This window comes from Cronobacter sp. JZ38 (genome assembly GCF_008932145.1).
In the GTDB taxonomy this organism is placed as follows: domain Bacteria; phylum Pseudomonadota; class Gammaproteobacteria; order Enterobacterales; family Enterobacteriaceae; genus Cronobacter; species Cronobacter muytjensii.
In genome coordinates this window covers 4111327-4123808 of the sequence record NZ_CP017662.1, presented here as the reverse complement: position 1 = coordinate 4123808, position 12482 = coordinate 4111327, and the positions used below count along the sequence as shown (strand labels likewise).

General features: G+C 57.8%; 17 protein-coding genes. 6 read left to right on the top strand and 11 right to left on the bottom strand.

What is annotated here, in order from left to right; translation table 11 throughout:
* Positions 1-90 precede the first annotated feature (90 nt).
* The 5 genes from elbB (at position 91) to BJP61_RS19470 (ending at position 3377) form a co-directional block, all read left to right on the top strand.
* On the top strand, positions 91-744 hold the full coding sequence (gene elbB / locus BJP61_RS19490) for an isoprenoid biosynthesis glyoxalase ElbB (protein WP_171999137.1): 654 nt from the start codon (positions 91-93) through the stop codon (positions 742-744).
* Positions 741-1469, top strand: coding sequence for a monofunctional biosynthetic peptidoglycan transglycosylase (gene mtgA / locus BJP61_RS19485; protein ID WP_171999135.1), 729 nt, complete (start codon positions 741-743; stop codon positions 1467-1469). The genes elbB and mtgA overlap by 4 nt, the downstream gene beginning before the upstream one ends.
* 142 nt (positions 1470-1611) lie before the next feature.
* A complete protein-coding gene (locus tag BJP61_RS19480; RefSeq protein WP_038865550.1) occupies positions 1612-2178 on the top strand; it encodes a hypothetical protein in 567 nt (188 codons plus the stop codon).
* A gap of 26 nt (positions 2179-2204) precedes the next feature.
* The gene (locus tag BJP61_RS19475; RefSeq protein ID WP_171999133.1) at positions 2205-2642 is read left to right on the top strand and encodes a hypothetical protein; all 438 of its coding nucleotides are present in this window, start codon (positions 2205-2207) and stop codon (positions 2640-2642) included.
* A gap of 303 nt (positions 2643-2945) precedes the next feature.
* Positions 2946-3377: a hypothetical protein gene (locus BJP61_RS19470; RefSeq protein ID WP_171999131.1), complete on the top strand. Its 432-nt coding sequence runs from the start codon at positions 2946-2948 to the stop codon at positions 3375-3377.
* Positions 3378-3437: 60 nt separating this feature from the next.
* On the opposite strand, the gene npr is transcribed toward BJP61_RS19470, so the two are convergent.
* The 11 genes from npr to BJP61_RS19415 form a co-directional block, all read right to left on the bottom strand.
* Positions 3438-3710, bottom strand: coding sequence for a PTS phosphocarrier protein NPr (gene npr / locus BJP61_RS19465; protein WP_007704900.1), 273 nt, complete (start codon positions 3708-3710; stop codon positions 3438-3440).
* On the bottom strand, positions 3707-4561 hold the full coding sequence (rapZ, locus tag BJP61_RS19460; RefSeq protein WP_004385096.1) for an RNase adapter RapZ: 855 nt from the start codon (positions 4559-4561) through the stop codon (positions 3707-3709). The genes npr and rapZ overlap by 4 nt, the downstream gene beginning before the upstream one ends.
* 64 nt (positions 4562-4625) lie before the next feature.
* Positions 4626-5111 (bottom strand): PTS IIA-like nitrogen regulatory protein PtsN, encoded by a 486-nt coding sequence (ptsN, locus tag BJP61_RS19455; protein WP_007714766.1) that lies wholly within the window; start codon positions 5109-5111, stop codon positions 4626-4628.
* Positions 5112-5191: 80 nt separating this feature from the next.
* Positions 5192-5479, bottom strand: coding sequence for a ribosome hibernation promoting factor (gene hpf / locus BJP61_RS19450; protein WP_007714769.1), 288 nt, complete (start codon positions 5477-5479; stop codon positions 5192-5194).
* A 22-nt stretch (positions 5480-5501) separates the two neighbouring features.
* Positions 5502-6941, bottom strand: coding sequence for an RNA polymerase factor sigma-54 (gene rpoN / locus BJP61_RS19445; RefSeq protein ID WP_171999129.1), 1440 nt, complete (start codon positions 6939-6941; stop codon positions 5502-5504).
* A gap of 97 nt (positions 6942-7038) precedes the next feature.
* Positions 7039-7764 carry an LPS export ABC transporter ATP-binding protein gene (gene lptB, locus BJP61_RS19440; protein ID WP_038865534.1) on the bottom strand — a complete coding sequence of 242 codons (726 nt, stop codon included), beginning with the start codon at positions 7762-7764 and terminating at the stop codon, positions 7039-7041.
* A gap of 6 nt (positions 7765-7770) precedes the next feature.
* Positions 7771-8328 (bottom strand): lipopolysaccharide ABC transporter substrate-binding protein LptA, encoded by a 558-nt coding sequence (gene lptA / locus BJP61_RS19435; protein WP_038865533.1) that lies wholly within the window; start codon positions 8326-8328, stop codon positions 7771-7773.
* Positions 8297-8872, bottom strand: a complete 576-nt coding sequence (lptC, locus tag BJP61_RS19430) for an LPS export ABC transporter periplasmic protein LptC (RefSeq protein WP_038865530.1) — start codon at positions 8870-8872, stop codon at positions 8297-8299. Before lptC ends, lptA begins: the two co-directional genes overlap by 32 nt.
* A complete protein-coding gene (kdsC, locus tag BJP61_RS19425; protein ID WP_038865528.1) occupies positions 8869-9435 on the bottom strand; it encodes a 3-deoxy-manno-octulosonate-8-phosphatase KdsC in 567 nt (188 codons plus the stop codon). Before kdsC ends, lptC begins: the two co-directional genes overlap by 4 nt.
* Positions 9436-9450: 15 nt before the next feature.
* Positions 9451-10437, bottom strand: coding sequence for an arabinose-5-phosphate isomerase KdsD (kdsD, locus tag BJP61_RS19420; RefSeq protein ID WP_171999127.1), 987 nt, complete (start codon positions 10435-10437; stop codon positions 9451-9453).
* A gap of 15 nt (positions 10438-10452) precedes the next feature.
* Positions 10453-11430 carry a calcium/sodium antiporter gene (locus tag BJP61_RS19415; protein WP_171999125.1) on the bottom strand — a complete coding sequence of 326 codons (978 nt, stop codon included), beginning with the start codon at positions 11428-11430 and terminating at the stop codon, positions 10453-10455.
* 233 nt (positions 11431-11663) lie between these two features.
* On the opposite strand from BJP61_RS19415, the gene mlaF reads away from it, so the two are divergent.
* Entirely contained in the window at positions 11664-12479 is an 816-nt protein-coding gene (gene mlaF, locus BJP61_RS19410; RefSeq protein ID WP_038865524.1) for a phospholipid ABC transporter ATP-binding protein MlaF, read from the top strand.
* Positions 12480-12482 lie beyond the last annotated feature (3 nt).

Here is a 12482-nt window from a genome sequence, read left to right as displayed (position 1 = left end):
ATTTGTTATATGAATCAGTAAAATGTGTGAAGCATAGCGTTTAAATAACGTTTTAGTCACATTTTCAACGGTTTAACTTAAGGATAAATCATGAAAAAAATCGGCGTGGTGTTAAGTGGGTGCGGCGTTTATGACGGCTCGGAAATTCATGAGGCGGTAATTACCCTGCTGGCGCTGGCCCGCAACGGCGCGCAGGCGACCTGTTTCGCCCCTGATAAACCACAAGCAGACGTGATTAATCACTTAACGGGCGAACCGACGGGCGAGACGCGCAACGTGCTGGCGGAAGCGGCTCGTATCGCACGCGGCAAAATAGCGCCGCTTGAGCACGCGCGCGCGGAAGACCTCGACGCGCTGGTCGTGCCTGGCGGATTCGGCGCCGCGAAAAACCTGTGCGACTTCGCAACGCGTGGCAGTGAATGCGCGGTCGATCCGGCGCTGCACGCGCTGGCGACGGCCATGCATGCCGCGGGCAAGCCGCTCGGCTTTATCTGCATCGCGCCCGCCATGCTGCCGAAAATTATCGCTGCGCCGCTGCGCCTGACCATCGGCACTGATATCGACACGGCCGAGCTGGTGGAAGAGATGGGCGGCGAGCATGTGCCGTGCCCGGTGGACGATATTGTGGTCGATGAAGAGAACAAGGTTCTGACCACGCCCGCCTATATGCTGGCCGAAAGCATTGACGAGGCGGCGGCAGGGATTGAGAAGCTGGTGGCGCGTCTGGTGGCAATGTGCCCATGAGTAAAGCGCGTGGCTCGCTGTTTGCTCGCCTGCGGCGTCTGCTGCTGCGGGCGTTTCTTATCGTGGCGGGCGTCTGGCTTGCCGGTATTTTGCTGTTTAGCGTTATACCGGTGCCGTTTTCCGCGGTGATGGTCGAGCGGCAGCTCTCCGCCTGGTTTAGCGGCGACTTCAGCTATGTGGCACATTCCGACTGGGTGAGCATGGATGAGATTTCGCCGTGGATGGGGCTTGCGGTGATCGCCGCGGAGGATCAGAAATTCCCGGAGCACTGGGGTTTTGATATGGCCGCTATCCAGAAAGCCGTCTCTCATAACGAGCGCAGCAGCCGTATTCGCGGGGCTTCCACACTGTCGCAGCAAACGGCGAAGAACCTGTTTTTATGGGATGGGCGCAGCTGGCTGCGTAAAGGGCTGGAGGCGGGTTTAACGCTTGGCATCGAAACCGTCTGGAGCAAGCGCCGCATCCTGACGGTGTATCTGAATATCGCAGAGTTCGGCGAAGGCGTGTTTGGCGTGGAAGAGGCGTCGCAGCGCTATTTCAACAAGCCTGCCCGCCGCCTTAGCGCATCGGAAGCAGCATTGCTCGCGGCCGTTTTGCCTAACCCGATACGTTTTAAAGTGAGCGCGCCGTCAGGCTACGTACGTACGCGTCAGCAGTGGATTTTGCGCCAGATGCGCCAGCTTGGCGGGGAGTCCTTTAGTCCGATCCTCATGAACCGCCAGTAGAGACGCCGGATAAGCCGGGCGGAATTAGGGAACGGCCATGGCTATCACAAGCTGGAGCAAACACTTATCGACAATGCCCGCGCCCATCAAGAGGCGCTGGCTACCTGAAATTACCGACTCCAGCAACACCAGGATGCGACCTATGAAGAACATCGCCAATATCACCTTGCACGTCTCCGGCATCGTGCTGTTCGACCCTCTGACGCTGCAGGCTTTCCTGCAACGCGTCGGTTACCAGGGCAGCGATGTGTTCGACCTGTTCATCGACGATCAGGCGATAGGGGCTCAGGCCATCGGCGAAGGGGTAGTCTTCCCCATCTACCAGATACCCGACGACGACTACGCGGTATTTCTTGAGCAAGGCGCCCTGCCACCCGCCGGCGCACAGCGGCATTTCACCTACCAGGGCGCGCCACTGCATATGACCTCGGGTGTGCTCGTTGCGGCGGACCTCGGCGCGCTGATGGACTGGGACGCAGCGTTCTTCTGCAACTACCTGGAGAACTACCCGCTACGGCTGAAGAACAACGACTACCTGGAGGTGGCTCCGGGCCGGTATCTGGTTGCCATCAGCGGATACAGCGCACTGGCAGCGCCCCTGAATCCGTTCGGCTACGGCTTGCGATTGGAGGCGGTGCAGCAATTGCCCCCAGCCCTGCCAGACGAAGACTTCGACTTCTCGCTCGAGCGCGTGATGGGCAATCCGTGAACCGGCGATTGCACGAGGAAATGACCATGCACATCGATGAACTGATTACCCTGGCGCATTACCGCAGCTTTCTCGACAGGCTGGAGCAGCAACTGGGCCAGCCGGTCGGCAGGGTGCCGTTGGAAGAAGGTCTGAGCGACTTCTACGACCACTGCCTGGAACTGGCCGGACTCGACGCCAGTGCGCTGCTGGCCATCACCGAGCAGCAGCGCGAGGCGAGCCTGCGCTACATTGGCGCTAAGCTTGAGATGTTCGCCGAACCCGAAGGCGGCAAGGACAACATCGTCAACGAGCCTCTGCCGTTGACGCTCCCGCTCGGGCACTTGATCGAGTTTGCCCTGCTTGGGCAGGGCGATGGGATTGCCGCCTACCTCAAGCAGCTGCGCATCCCCAGGCCCCAGCAATACGGCAAGCAGATTAGCGCGCTGTTCGCCCAGTTACGCACACACGATCAGCCCACCTGACCCTGGCCAGGCATGGGGGCGTCGAACATGGAACGCTTGAAGTGGGTTGCCGAGAAGGCTTGTGAAGGCTGGCTGCTTGTTCTGCCATTGATATGGGTTTTGTACGAATTTTGAGGGCGGCTTGGGTGAGCTGCCTGTCACTGGAAAACGACCATGAACACTATCAACGGAAGGACGTAATTTATGGCCCTGATCATTGCTCACGAACCCCCCACTGAGTACGCCCCGACAGTCTCTTACAACTATTGCGGCCGCATGCCGTAGAGCGGCCGACACGTCTCGGAATTTTCAGGAAATGAAGTCGTGGAACTACTGCAGTTCTGCGAGCAAGAAGGCCACCGCCAGGGCTTGAATGATGCCCTCTGTGACCGTGTAAGGCAGCGTGAAGATTCACCATTTCACCTCGCGTTCATGGGAGGCTACCCCGAACAGGCCTGGCATGATGCCTGCTGGACAGGCGTTCAACAGAACGAAGACACAGGGCCCGAGGCAATTAACGCAGAGATTCAGGAGACGTTGGCCAACCCTGACACCAGCTTTGGGTTGCGCGATGCATTGACCAGTGTCCTTGAGCGCGACCGTGCAGATGCTGTCAGCGACGCTGACTTTCTCAACGACATTATGATGCGCCAATTCACGCGTACGCACTCAACAATCACTGACATGGACGGTATTCTCGCACGCGAGAATTACCGGCACTGCACCTTCCATAGATGCGGCCAGCTGGTCATATAGCTCGGGCTTAACAGAGCGCGGCGCAATGGCGCAGCACGCGCTGCGCTGAGGGCAGGGCGGTCAGTCTTCGTCAAAGCCGGCGTTGAACAGCGCGATGACGGCCGCCAGCGCTTCTTTTTCCTGCGGGCCGGTGGCTTCTATCTCAATATGGCCGCCCTGGGCGGAATCGAGCATCAGCAGGGCTATCACGCTGCTGGCTTCCGCTTCGGTGCCCGCTTCATTACGCAACAGCACTTCCGCGTCAAAGCTCTGCACCAGTTCAAACAGCTTCATCGCCGGGCGGGCATGCATCCCGAGCTTATTGGTGATTTCGACAGTCTGTTTTACGGTCATGATTTGCGTTTTTCCAGCGTGCGATGGCGGGACTGAACGTTTTTGCCGCGCGAGCGGAAGTAATCCGCCAGCTGTTCGGCGATGTAGACGGAGCGGTGTTTCCCACCGGTACAGCCGATGGCGACAGTCAGGTAGCTGCGGTTGTTGGTTTCCAGCATCGGCAACCAGAGTTCCAGATAGCTGCGCGTCTGGTAGATGAAGTTGTGCACTTCGGTGTGCCGGTCGAGAAACGCCGCGACGGGCTTATCGAGGCCGGTCATCGGGCGCAGTTTCGGGTCCCAGTGCGGGTTTGGCAGAAAACGCACGTCAAAGACGTAATCGGCATCGATCGGAATGCCGTGCTTGAAGCCGAAGGATTCAAACACCATCGTGAGTTCACGCTCGCGCTTGCCAAGCAAGCGGGTGCGCAGCATTTCCGCCAGTTCATGCACCGACATTTCCGAGGTGTCGACAATCAGATCCGCGCGCGATCGCAGCGGCTCCAGCAGATCGTTTTCTTCATCAATGGCGCTTTCGAGCGACAGGTTTTTGCTGGAGAGCGGATGCAGGCGGCGCGTGTCGCTGTAGCGGCGAATCAGCGTGTTGCGATCGGCGTCGAGGAACAGCAGTTGCGGAGAGAACGCGTCCGGCAGGTTATTCATCGCCTGCTCAAACACCTCCGGGGATTCCGGCATATTACGAACGTCGATGCTCACCGCGGCGGATATCTGCCTTTCTGAAAGCGTGCGCGCCAGTTCAGGCAGCAGCACGACAGGCAGGTTATCGACGCAGTAGAACCCCATATCTTCCAGCGCACGCAGGGCGACCGATTTCCCTGACCCTGAACGTCCACTGACGATCATCAGAACCATCTGCTGTTTCTCCACACTTCAGACCGGTTAACCGGCGCCTCCTGGATTGTGCCTTTCAGCACGGTCATTCACTCTCTTCACTGGTTTCAGTGATTATCTGGTAGAGCTCTTCATCGCTTTGCGCGGCACGCAGACGACGGCAAATCGTTTTGTCCGCCAGTCTTTTGGCCACCAGCGACAGCGTATGCAGATGCGTTTTGGTTTGATCCGCCGGCACCAGCAGCGCGAAGAGGAGATCGACAGGCTGGTTATCGATGGCGTCAAAAGCAATCGGCGTTTCGAGCTGGACGAAAACGCCTACGGCGCGCAGCGTATCTTCTTCAAGCTTGCCGTGCGGAATGGCGATGCCGTTGCCGATCCCGGTACTTCCCATCCGCTCACGGGTAAGGATCGCTTCAAACACTACCTGCGGCGGCAGGCTAAGCTGCTTTGCCGCCAGCTCGCTGATAATCTCCAGGGCGCGTTTTTTACTCTGGCAGTGTACGCCGCTGCGGGTGCATTCCTGGTTTAAAACATTGCTCAATGGCAGAGCGGAATCATTATTCATCATAATTTCACCTAAGCGTTCTCTGGTGCGACGACCCGCCAGACGGGCCGGGCCGTCGATGTCCCAGCGAAACGCCCGGACAATTAATGTTGTTTCAGTTTATCTTTGTGTTTAGTGAGCTGCCGCGCCAGTTTATCAATCAAACCGTCGATGGCGGCGTACATATCCTGGCCTTCCGAACTGGCATGCAGCTCCCCGCCGTTCACATGCAGGGTGGCGTCGGCGATTTGCGTCACCTTTTCCACCTTCAGCACAATATAGACCTGATTAATCCTTTCGAAATACTGCTCCAGCTTGGCGAATTTGGTGGTGACAAACTCGCGCAGCGCTTCGGTGATTTCGACGTTATGTCCTGTGATGTTGAGCTGCATAGTGTCTTCCTTATCGGTTGAGTCAGACCAGCTGTTTGCGCTGGTTTGACGGCGGTATGGATAAAGACTCTCGATACTTCGCAACGGTACGGCGGGCCACCATGATCCCCTGCTCTGACAGCATAGACGTCAGTTTGCTGTCGCTTAAGGGTTTCGCGGGGTTTTCCGCTGCAATCAACTTCTTCACCAGCGCGCGAATAGCCGTGGACGAGGCTTCGCCGCCGCCCTCGGTGTTCACGTGGCTTGAGAAGAAATACTTCAATTCGAAAATGCCGCGCGGGCTGTGCAGATATTTTTGGGTAGTAACGCGGGAGATAGTGGACTCATGCATCTCCACCGCCTGGGCGATATCCGCCAGCACCATCGGCTTCATATACTCTTCGCCCTGTTCGAAGAACGCCTGCTGCTGTTCAACGATGCAGCGGCTGACGCGCAGTAGCGTGTCGTTACGGCTTTCCAGGCTTTTAATCAGCCATTTCGCCTCTTGCAGGTTGCTGCGGATGAACTGGTTGTCAGATTCATTACGCCCGCTATTAGACATCGCGGCGTACTGCTGATTGATTTTGAGCCGGGGAATGCTGTCGGAATTGAGTTCCACTACCCAACGGCCATTATGCTTGCGCACCAGCACGTCCGGGATGACATATTCCGGCTCGCCAGTCTGAATCGACTGGCCGGGACGCGGATCGAGCGACTGGATCAGGTTCACCGCTTCTTTCAGCACATCCTCTTTCAGGCGCGTGACGCGCATCAGGCTGCGAAAGTCATGATTGGCTAACAGGTCGAGGTGATCGCTGACTATCTGCCGCGCCTGCGCCAGAAAGGGCGTGCCGGCGCTGAACTGCGAAAGTTGTATCAACAGGCAGTCGCGCAGATCGCGGGCGGCGACGCCGACCGGATCGAAACGCTGCACGCGCTTGAGCACGGCCTCAATCTCTTCGGGGCCGATATCGTCATCGTTGTCGCCCATGCCGTCGAGAATATCCTGCACCGTGACGGTGAGGTAGCCGGTGTCGTCCACCGCGTCGACGATCGCTGTGGCGATCGCGCGGTCGGTATCGGAAAAGGGCGTCAGTTGCACCTGCCACATCAGGTAATCCTGAAGGCTCTGGGTCGTTTCGCCCTGATAGACCGGCAGTTCGTCGTCGATATAGTCGGTGCCCGTTCCTGACGGCGTGCCGGCGGTGTAGATTTCGTCCCAGCTGGCGTCAAGTGGCAGCTCGTCCGGCATCTCTTTTTGCTCCAGCGCTTCGGCGGTATCCAGCCCTTCGCTGTCCTGCGTTTCCTGAGTGGCAATTTCGTCGTGAATGTCGGTTTGCTCAAGCAGGGGATTATTTTCCAGCGCCTGTTGCAACTCCTGCTGGAGCTCCAGCGTGGACAACTGCAACAAGCGAATGGCCTGCTGCAACTGCGGCGTCATGGCGAGCTGTTGGCTAAGCCTTAGTTGCAAACCTTGCTTCATATTCAGAGCAAAAATCCTCAGGTGTAAACGTCAAATAAGACCTGTCGCGGCGGGGCGCGCTGGGTGGCGCGCCGTTTCTGCCTGTTGCTCTACCCTATCAGAGTCTGAACTCTTCCCCAAGATATACGCGTTTAACCTGTTCATCCTGCAGAATATCGTCGGGGGTGCCGTGGGCGATAAGGTGCCCCTGGCTGACGATATAGGCGCGCTCGCACACCGCCAGCGTTTCACGCACGTTATGGTCGGTAATGAGAACGCCAAGGCCGCTGTCGCGCAGATGCTCAATGATACGTTTGATGTCGATAACCGAAATCGGGTCGACGCCCGCAAACGGTTCATCAAGCAGGATGAATTTCGGGTTCGCCGCCAGCGCGCGGGCTATCTCCACGCGACGACGTTCGCCGCCGGAGAGCGACTGACCGAGGCTGTCGCGCAGGTGGTCGATGTGAAACTCTTCCATCAGCTCTTTGGCACGATCTTCGCGCTGCTCGGCGCTGAGATCGTCGCGAATTTGCAGAACGGCCATCAGGTTGTCGTAGACGCTCAGACGGCGGAAAATGGACGCCTCCTGCGGCAGATAACCGATGCCGCGACGCGCGCGGGCGTGCAGCGGCAGCAGGCTGATGTCTTCGTCATCAATAATGATGTTGCCGGCGTCGCGCGGCACAATGCCCACGACCATGTAGAACGTGGTGGTTTTACCCGCGCCGTTCGGGCCCAGCAGGCCGACAATCTCGCCTGAGTTCACCGTCAGGCTGACATCTTCCACTACGCGGCGGCCCTTGTAGGCTTTTGCCAGGTGTTTCGCAATGAGTGTTGCCATAAGGGTTTAGTTGCTCTTGTTCTGATTCGGCGCCTGAGCGGCGTTGTCTTTATTCTGCAGCTGCGACGGCACCAGTACGGTGGTCACGCGTTTGCCTTTCTCGCTGAACGCCTGCATTTTCTGTTCTTTCACGAGATAGGTGATTTTGTCGCCTTTGATATTGCTGTCGAGCTGCTCAAGGTAGGCGTTGCCGGTCAGCACGACGAAATCGTTTTGCAGCTCGTAGTGCATCGTTGAGGCGTGGCCTTTAACCGGTTTGCCGTTGTCCTGCATCTGGTAGAAAGTGGCAGGATTACCGTAACCGTCAATCACCTCTTTGCCTTTCTCACCGCCAGGGCGCGTGACGACGACTTTGTCAGCGTTGATTTTAATTGTGCCCTGCGTCACCACGACATTGCCGGTAAACGTCACCACGTTGCCCTGCATGTCCAGCGACTGCTGGTCAGATTCTATATGGATAGGCTGTTCGGTATCGCCCGTCAGCGCGAACGCCGGGAAGCCTGCCGCCAGCAGCGTACTGGTCAGTACGACATTAAGGCTGAGTTTGTTTATTCTGGATTTCATAGGAGGTTCTAACCTTTTCAATCAGCTCGGCATTTTTGCTGCGAAGGTTCCCGCGCATTTTCAGGCCGCTGGAATTAAAGCTGGTGCCGTAAAGAGTGACAAGCGTATCAGAGGTAACGTCCTGGGTGACCAGGTTGATCTCTGCCTTGTCGGTCGTAATTTTGCGCAACTGCGAATCCGGCGTCAGCGCGTTCACTTCCACATGACCGGTCAGGTAGAGCATTCTGTCATTGGTCAGTTTGGCACGATCCGCTTTGACCGACCAGGTCGGCACTTTGTTGGTATCAAAGGTGGTCATCACCGGCTGTGTAAACCAGGAGACGCCGTCTTCTGAGAAATACTCGACGTGCTGTGCGACTAAGCGATAGTTCAGCGCGCCTTCCGGGCTGTAAACCACCGTGTTTGACTGCTCGCTCTGGTATGTCGGCTCATTGCTGTTTACTGTCAGCGGGCCGCCCTCATCCTGATCGGCGAGGTTAATGCCAATCAGCACCAGCGCGGCCAGCGCCAGCAGGATGATTATCCAGCGTCTGGTCTTACTCATATGGATTGCCCTATGGCCTCATCTAATTTTCCCTGCGCCAGCAGCAGAAGATCGCAGACTTCGCGCACCGCGCCGCGGCCGCCCGGGATATGGGTGACGTAATCGGCCTTCGGCGTCAGCAGCGGATGCGCATCCGCTACCGCCACGCTCAGCCCGACTTGCGCCATCACAGGCCAGTCAATTAAATCATCGCCGACATAAGCGACATTTTCCGGAGCAAGCGCTAGTTTTTCCAGCAGTTGGCGGTAAGCGATGAGCTTATCGGACTGGCCCTGGTAAAGATGCGTAATGCCAAGCGTTTCACAGCGGTCTTCAAGCAATTTCGCTTTGCGCCCGGTGATAATCGCGACCTCAATGCCGGACGTCAGCGCGCAGCGTACGCCGTAACCGTCGCGCACGTTAAAGGCTTTCAGCTCTTCGCCGCTGTTACCCATGTAAATGAGGCCGTCGGACATTACGCCGTCGACATCCAGGATCAGCAGGCGGATTTGCGCCGCCCGCTCAATGATCTGCGCGCTCACCGGCCCATAGCAGGTAGAGATGGCGCCATCAGGGTTACTCATTAAACCTTTCCTTTGTTACACCACGCCTGCGCGCAGCAAATCATGCATATGTATCACACCGCGCAACTGGTCGCCATCAGCCACCATGACGGAAGTAATGTGACGCGTCTGCATCAGGTTAAGCGCATCGACTGCGAGCGTGCCCGGACGCACGCGAATTCCGCCCGGCGTCATCACGTCGACAATCTTCATCTGATGCAGATCGCCGCCCATATCGAAGACGCGGCGCAGGTCGCCGTCGGTAAAAACACCCTCAATTTTCATCAGGTCGTCGCAAATCACCGTCATGCCGAGATTCTTGCGGGTGATTTCCAGCAGCGCATCACGCAGCGACGCCTCTTTGCTGACGTGCGGGATTTCATCGCCGGTGTGCATGATGTCATTGACGCGCAGCAGCAGCTTACGTCCAAGCGCGCCGCCCGGATGGGAGAGCGCAAAATCTTCAGGCGTAAAGCCGCGCGCTTTCAGCAGCGCGACCGCGAGCGCATCGCCCATCACCAGCGTCGCTGTGGTGCTGGTGGTCGGCGCGAGGCCGAGCGGGCAGGCCTCCTGCGGCACTTTCACACACAGGTGGATATCTGCCGCTTTCGCCATCGCGCTCTCCGGGCGGCCCGTCATGCAGATAAGTTGCACCTGCAGGCGTTTGAGCACCGGGATCAGCGCCAGAATTTCGTTGGATTCACCGGAATTGGAAATCGCTATCACGATATCCTGCGCGCTCACCATGCCTAAATCGCCGTGGCTCGCCTCCGCCGGGTGCACAAAGAACGAGGGCGTGCCGGTGCTGGCGAACGTCGCCGCCATTTTTTTACCGATATGGCCCGATTTGCCCATACCCATGACCACGACTTTGCCGCGGCAGTAGAACATGCTTTCGCAGGCGCGTGCAAAATCGGCGTTGATGTACTGATCCAACTGGGCCAGACCTTCGCGTTCAATGGTCAGGACATCCTTCCCTGCCTGTTCAAAGTCAAAACCCGGCGGTAAATCTAGTTGTGACATAAATGCGCTTCCGATTCATCCAACGAGACGCGGCGACGCCCAGAACAGCATCACCATCCAAACGATAAACCCACATAATAATCCGGCGCCGGTTTTTTTACCGAGATACTGCTCAGGGCGCCAGCACAGCACCACGAAAATGACGCTGACCAGCAGCATCACGCCATAATCGCGTGTAAACGCCAGCGAATCGAAACGTCCGGGGGCCAGCAGCGCGGGCAAGCCAGGCACGATCGCCAGATTGTAAACATTCGAGCCGATAATATTGCCGATGGCGATATCGTCTTCGCCCTTGCGCGCCCCGGCAATGGCGGTAGCCAGCTCCGGCAGACTGGTGCCGATAGCGATGGCGGTCATGCCGACGGTCAGTTCGCTGATGGCAAAACCGTGAGCGAGCACCGTGGCGTTATCGACCACCATGCGCGTCGCCATCGGCATAATGATTAGCGCAACGCCTAACCAGAGAAACGCCACCGAGCGACCGCCTTCTCGCGGCAGTTCGGCGAGCTGCTCGCGTGTCAGGCTGTCGTTGCCCTGACGTTCCGCCTGGCGCGCCATGCGGATGATAAACCATAAATACGCGGCGGCGATGAGCAACAGAAAGAGGCCTTCAGCGCGCGCGAGCACGCCATCCCACAGCACCAGCGCGGCCAGCGCGCTGACCAGCAACATGGCGGACAACTCGCGGCGCAGCATGGACGAGTGCGCCGCGAGCGGGCGGAGCAGCGCTGTTAATCCGGCTATCAGCAGAATATTGGTAATATTCGAGCCTATCGCCGTGCCGACAGCGAGACTGGTTTCGCCATGCAGCGCGGCGGCGACGGAGACGATGATTTCGGGCAGGGAGGTGCCAATACCGACCACGGTAATGCCAATCAACAGCGGCGGCACGCCAAGGCTACGGCAGAGAAGCGAGGCGGCGAAAACCAGACGATCGGCGCTGTATACCACCAAAAGCAAACCAATAATCAACAGCGCCGTAGCTAAAAGCATGCAAAGTCCTTTCTTCAGGTATAATCGCCGGTCCACTGTGCCTGAGTCGCTGGCCGCGCATACAGATCGTTAAAGAACGAAGTAAACTCTTAATTTTGACCAGATGCGCGCCAAAAGTAAAACAAATGCCAGCTTTCGCTAACCTCATCCGGGGATATTCTGTAAAAATAGCCCCTTTGCGGTGTCGACTGGCGCCATTATGAACAACTCTGCGAACGATAAAGGATGCGTTGATGAGCCAGATCGGTGACACATTGATTGACGTGCGTGGCGTGAGCTTTACGCGCGGCAACCGATCTATTTTTGACAATATCTCGCTTACCGTTCCGCGCGGTAAAGTGACCGCCATTATGGGGCCGTCGGGGATTGGTAAAACCACGCTGCTGCGCCTGATTGGCGGGCAAATCGCGCCGGACTGCGGCGAAATCCTCTTCGATGGTGAAAACATTCCCGCCATGTCTCGCTCGCGCCTCTATGAAGTGCGCAAACGCATGAGCATGCTGTTTCAGTCCGGTGCGCTGTTTACCGATCTGAACGTATTCGAGAACGTCGCCTATCCGCTGCGTGAACATACCCGTCTGCCGGAACCGCTGCTGCACAGTACCGTGATGATGAAGCTCGAAGCGGTGGGGTTGCGCGGGGCGGCAAAACTCATGCCGTCTGAACTCTCTGGCGGTATGGCCCGCCGCGCGGCGCTGGCGCGCGCGATTGCGCTGGAGCCGGAGCTGATTATGTTTGACGAGCCGTTCGTCGGTCAGGACCCGATTACCATGGGCGTGCTGGTGAAGCTGATTTCCGAGCTGAACAGCGCGCTTGGCGTCACCTGCGTGGTGGTGTCGCATGACGTGCCGGAAGTCCTGAGCATTGCGGATTATGCTTACATCGTCGCCGACAAACGGATTGTCGCGCAGGGCAGCGCGCAGGCGCTGCAAGAGAATACCGATCCGCGCGTGCGTCAGTTCCTCGACGGTATCGCCGACGGGCCGGTGCCTTTCCGCTATCCCGCCGGGGATTATCACCACGATCTGATTTCGCCAACAGGGAGTTAGTCT

Excerpts from the sequence above, each read along its gene's own strand:
- elbB (WP_171999137.1), top strand. The coding sequence starts at position 91 with ATGAAAAAAATCGGCGTGGTGTTAAGTGGGTGCGGCGTTTATGACGGC.
- mtgA (WP_171999135.1), top strand. The coding sequence starts at position 741 with ATGAGTAAAGCGCGTGGCTCGCTGTTTGCTCGCCTGCGGCGTCTGCTG.
- BJP61_RS19480 (WP_038865550.1), top strand. The coding sequence starts at position 1,612 with ATGAAGAACATCGCCAATATCACCTTGCACGTCTCCGGCATCGTGCTG.
- BJP61_RS19475 (WP_171999133.1), top strand. The coding sequence starts at position 2,205 with ATGCACATCGATGAACTGATTACCCTGGCGCATTACCGCAGCTTTCTC.
- npr (WP_007704900.1), bottom strand. The coding sequence starts at position 3,710 with ATGACCGTAAAACAGACTGTCGAAATCACCAATAAGCTCGGGATGCAT.
- rapZ (WP_004385096.1), bottom strand. The coding sequence starts at position 4,561 with ATGGTTCTGATGATCGTCAGTGGACGTTCAGGGTCAGGGAAATCGGTC.
- ptsN (WP_007714766.1), bottom strand. The coding sequence starts at position 5,111 with ATGATGAATAATGATTCCGCTCTGCCATTGAGCAATGTTTTAAACCAG.
- hpf (WP_007714769.1), bottom strand. The coding sequence starts at position 5,479 with ATGCAGCTCAACATCACAGGACATAACGTCGAAATCACCGAAGCGCTG.
- rpoN (WP_171999129.1), bottom strand. The coding sequence starts at position 6,941 with ATGAAGCAAGGTTTGCAACTAAGGCTTAGCCAACAGCTCGCCATGACG.
- lptB (WP_038865534.1), bottom strand. The coding sequence starts at position 7,764 with ATGGCAACACTCATTGCGAAACACCTGGCAAAAGCCTACAAGGGCCGC.
- lptA (WP_038865533.1), bottom strand. The coding sequence starts at position 8,328 with ATGAAATCCAGAATAAACAAACTCAGCCTTAATGTCGTACTGACCAGT.
- lptC (WP_038865530.1), bottom strand. The coding sequence starts at position 8,872 with ATGAGTAAGACCAGACGCTGGATAATCATCCTGCTGGCGCTGGCCGCG.
- kdsC (WP_038865528.1), bottom strand. The coding sequence starts at position 9,435 with ATGAGTAACCCTGATGGCGCCATCTCTACCTGCTATGGGCCGGTGAGC.
- kdsD (WP_171999127.1), bottom strand. The coding sequence starts at position 10,437 with ATGTCACAACTAGATTTACCGCCGGGTTTTGACTTTGAACAGGCAGGG.
- BJP61_RS19415 (WP_171999125.1), bottom strand. The coding sequence starts at position 11,430 with ATGCTTTTAGCTACGGCGCTGTTGATTATTGGTTTGCTTTTGGTGGTA.
- mlaF (WP_038865524.1), top strand. The coding sequence starts at position 11,664 with ATGAGCCAGATCGGTGACACATTGATTGACGTGCGTGGCGTGAGCTTT.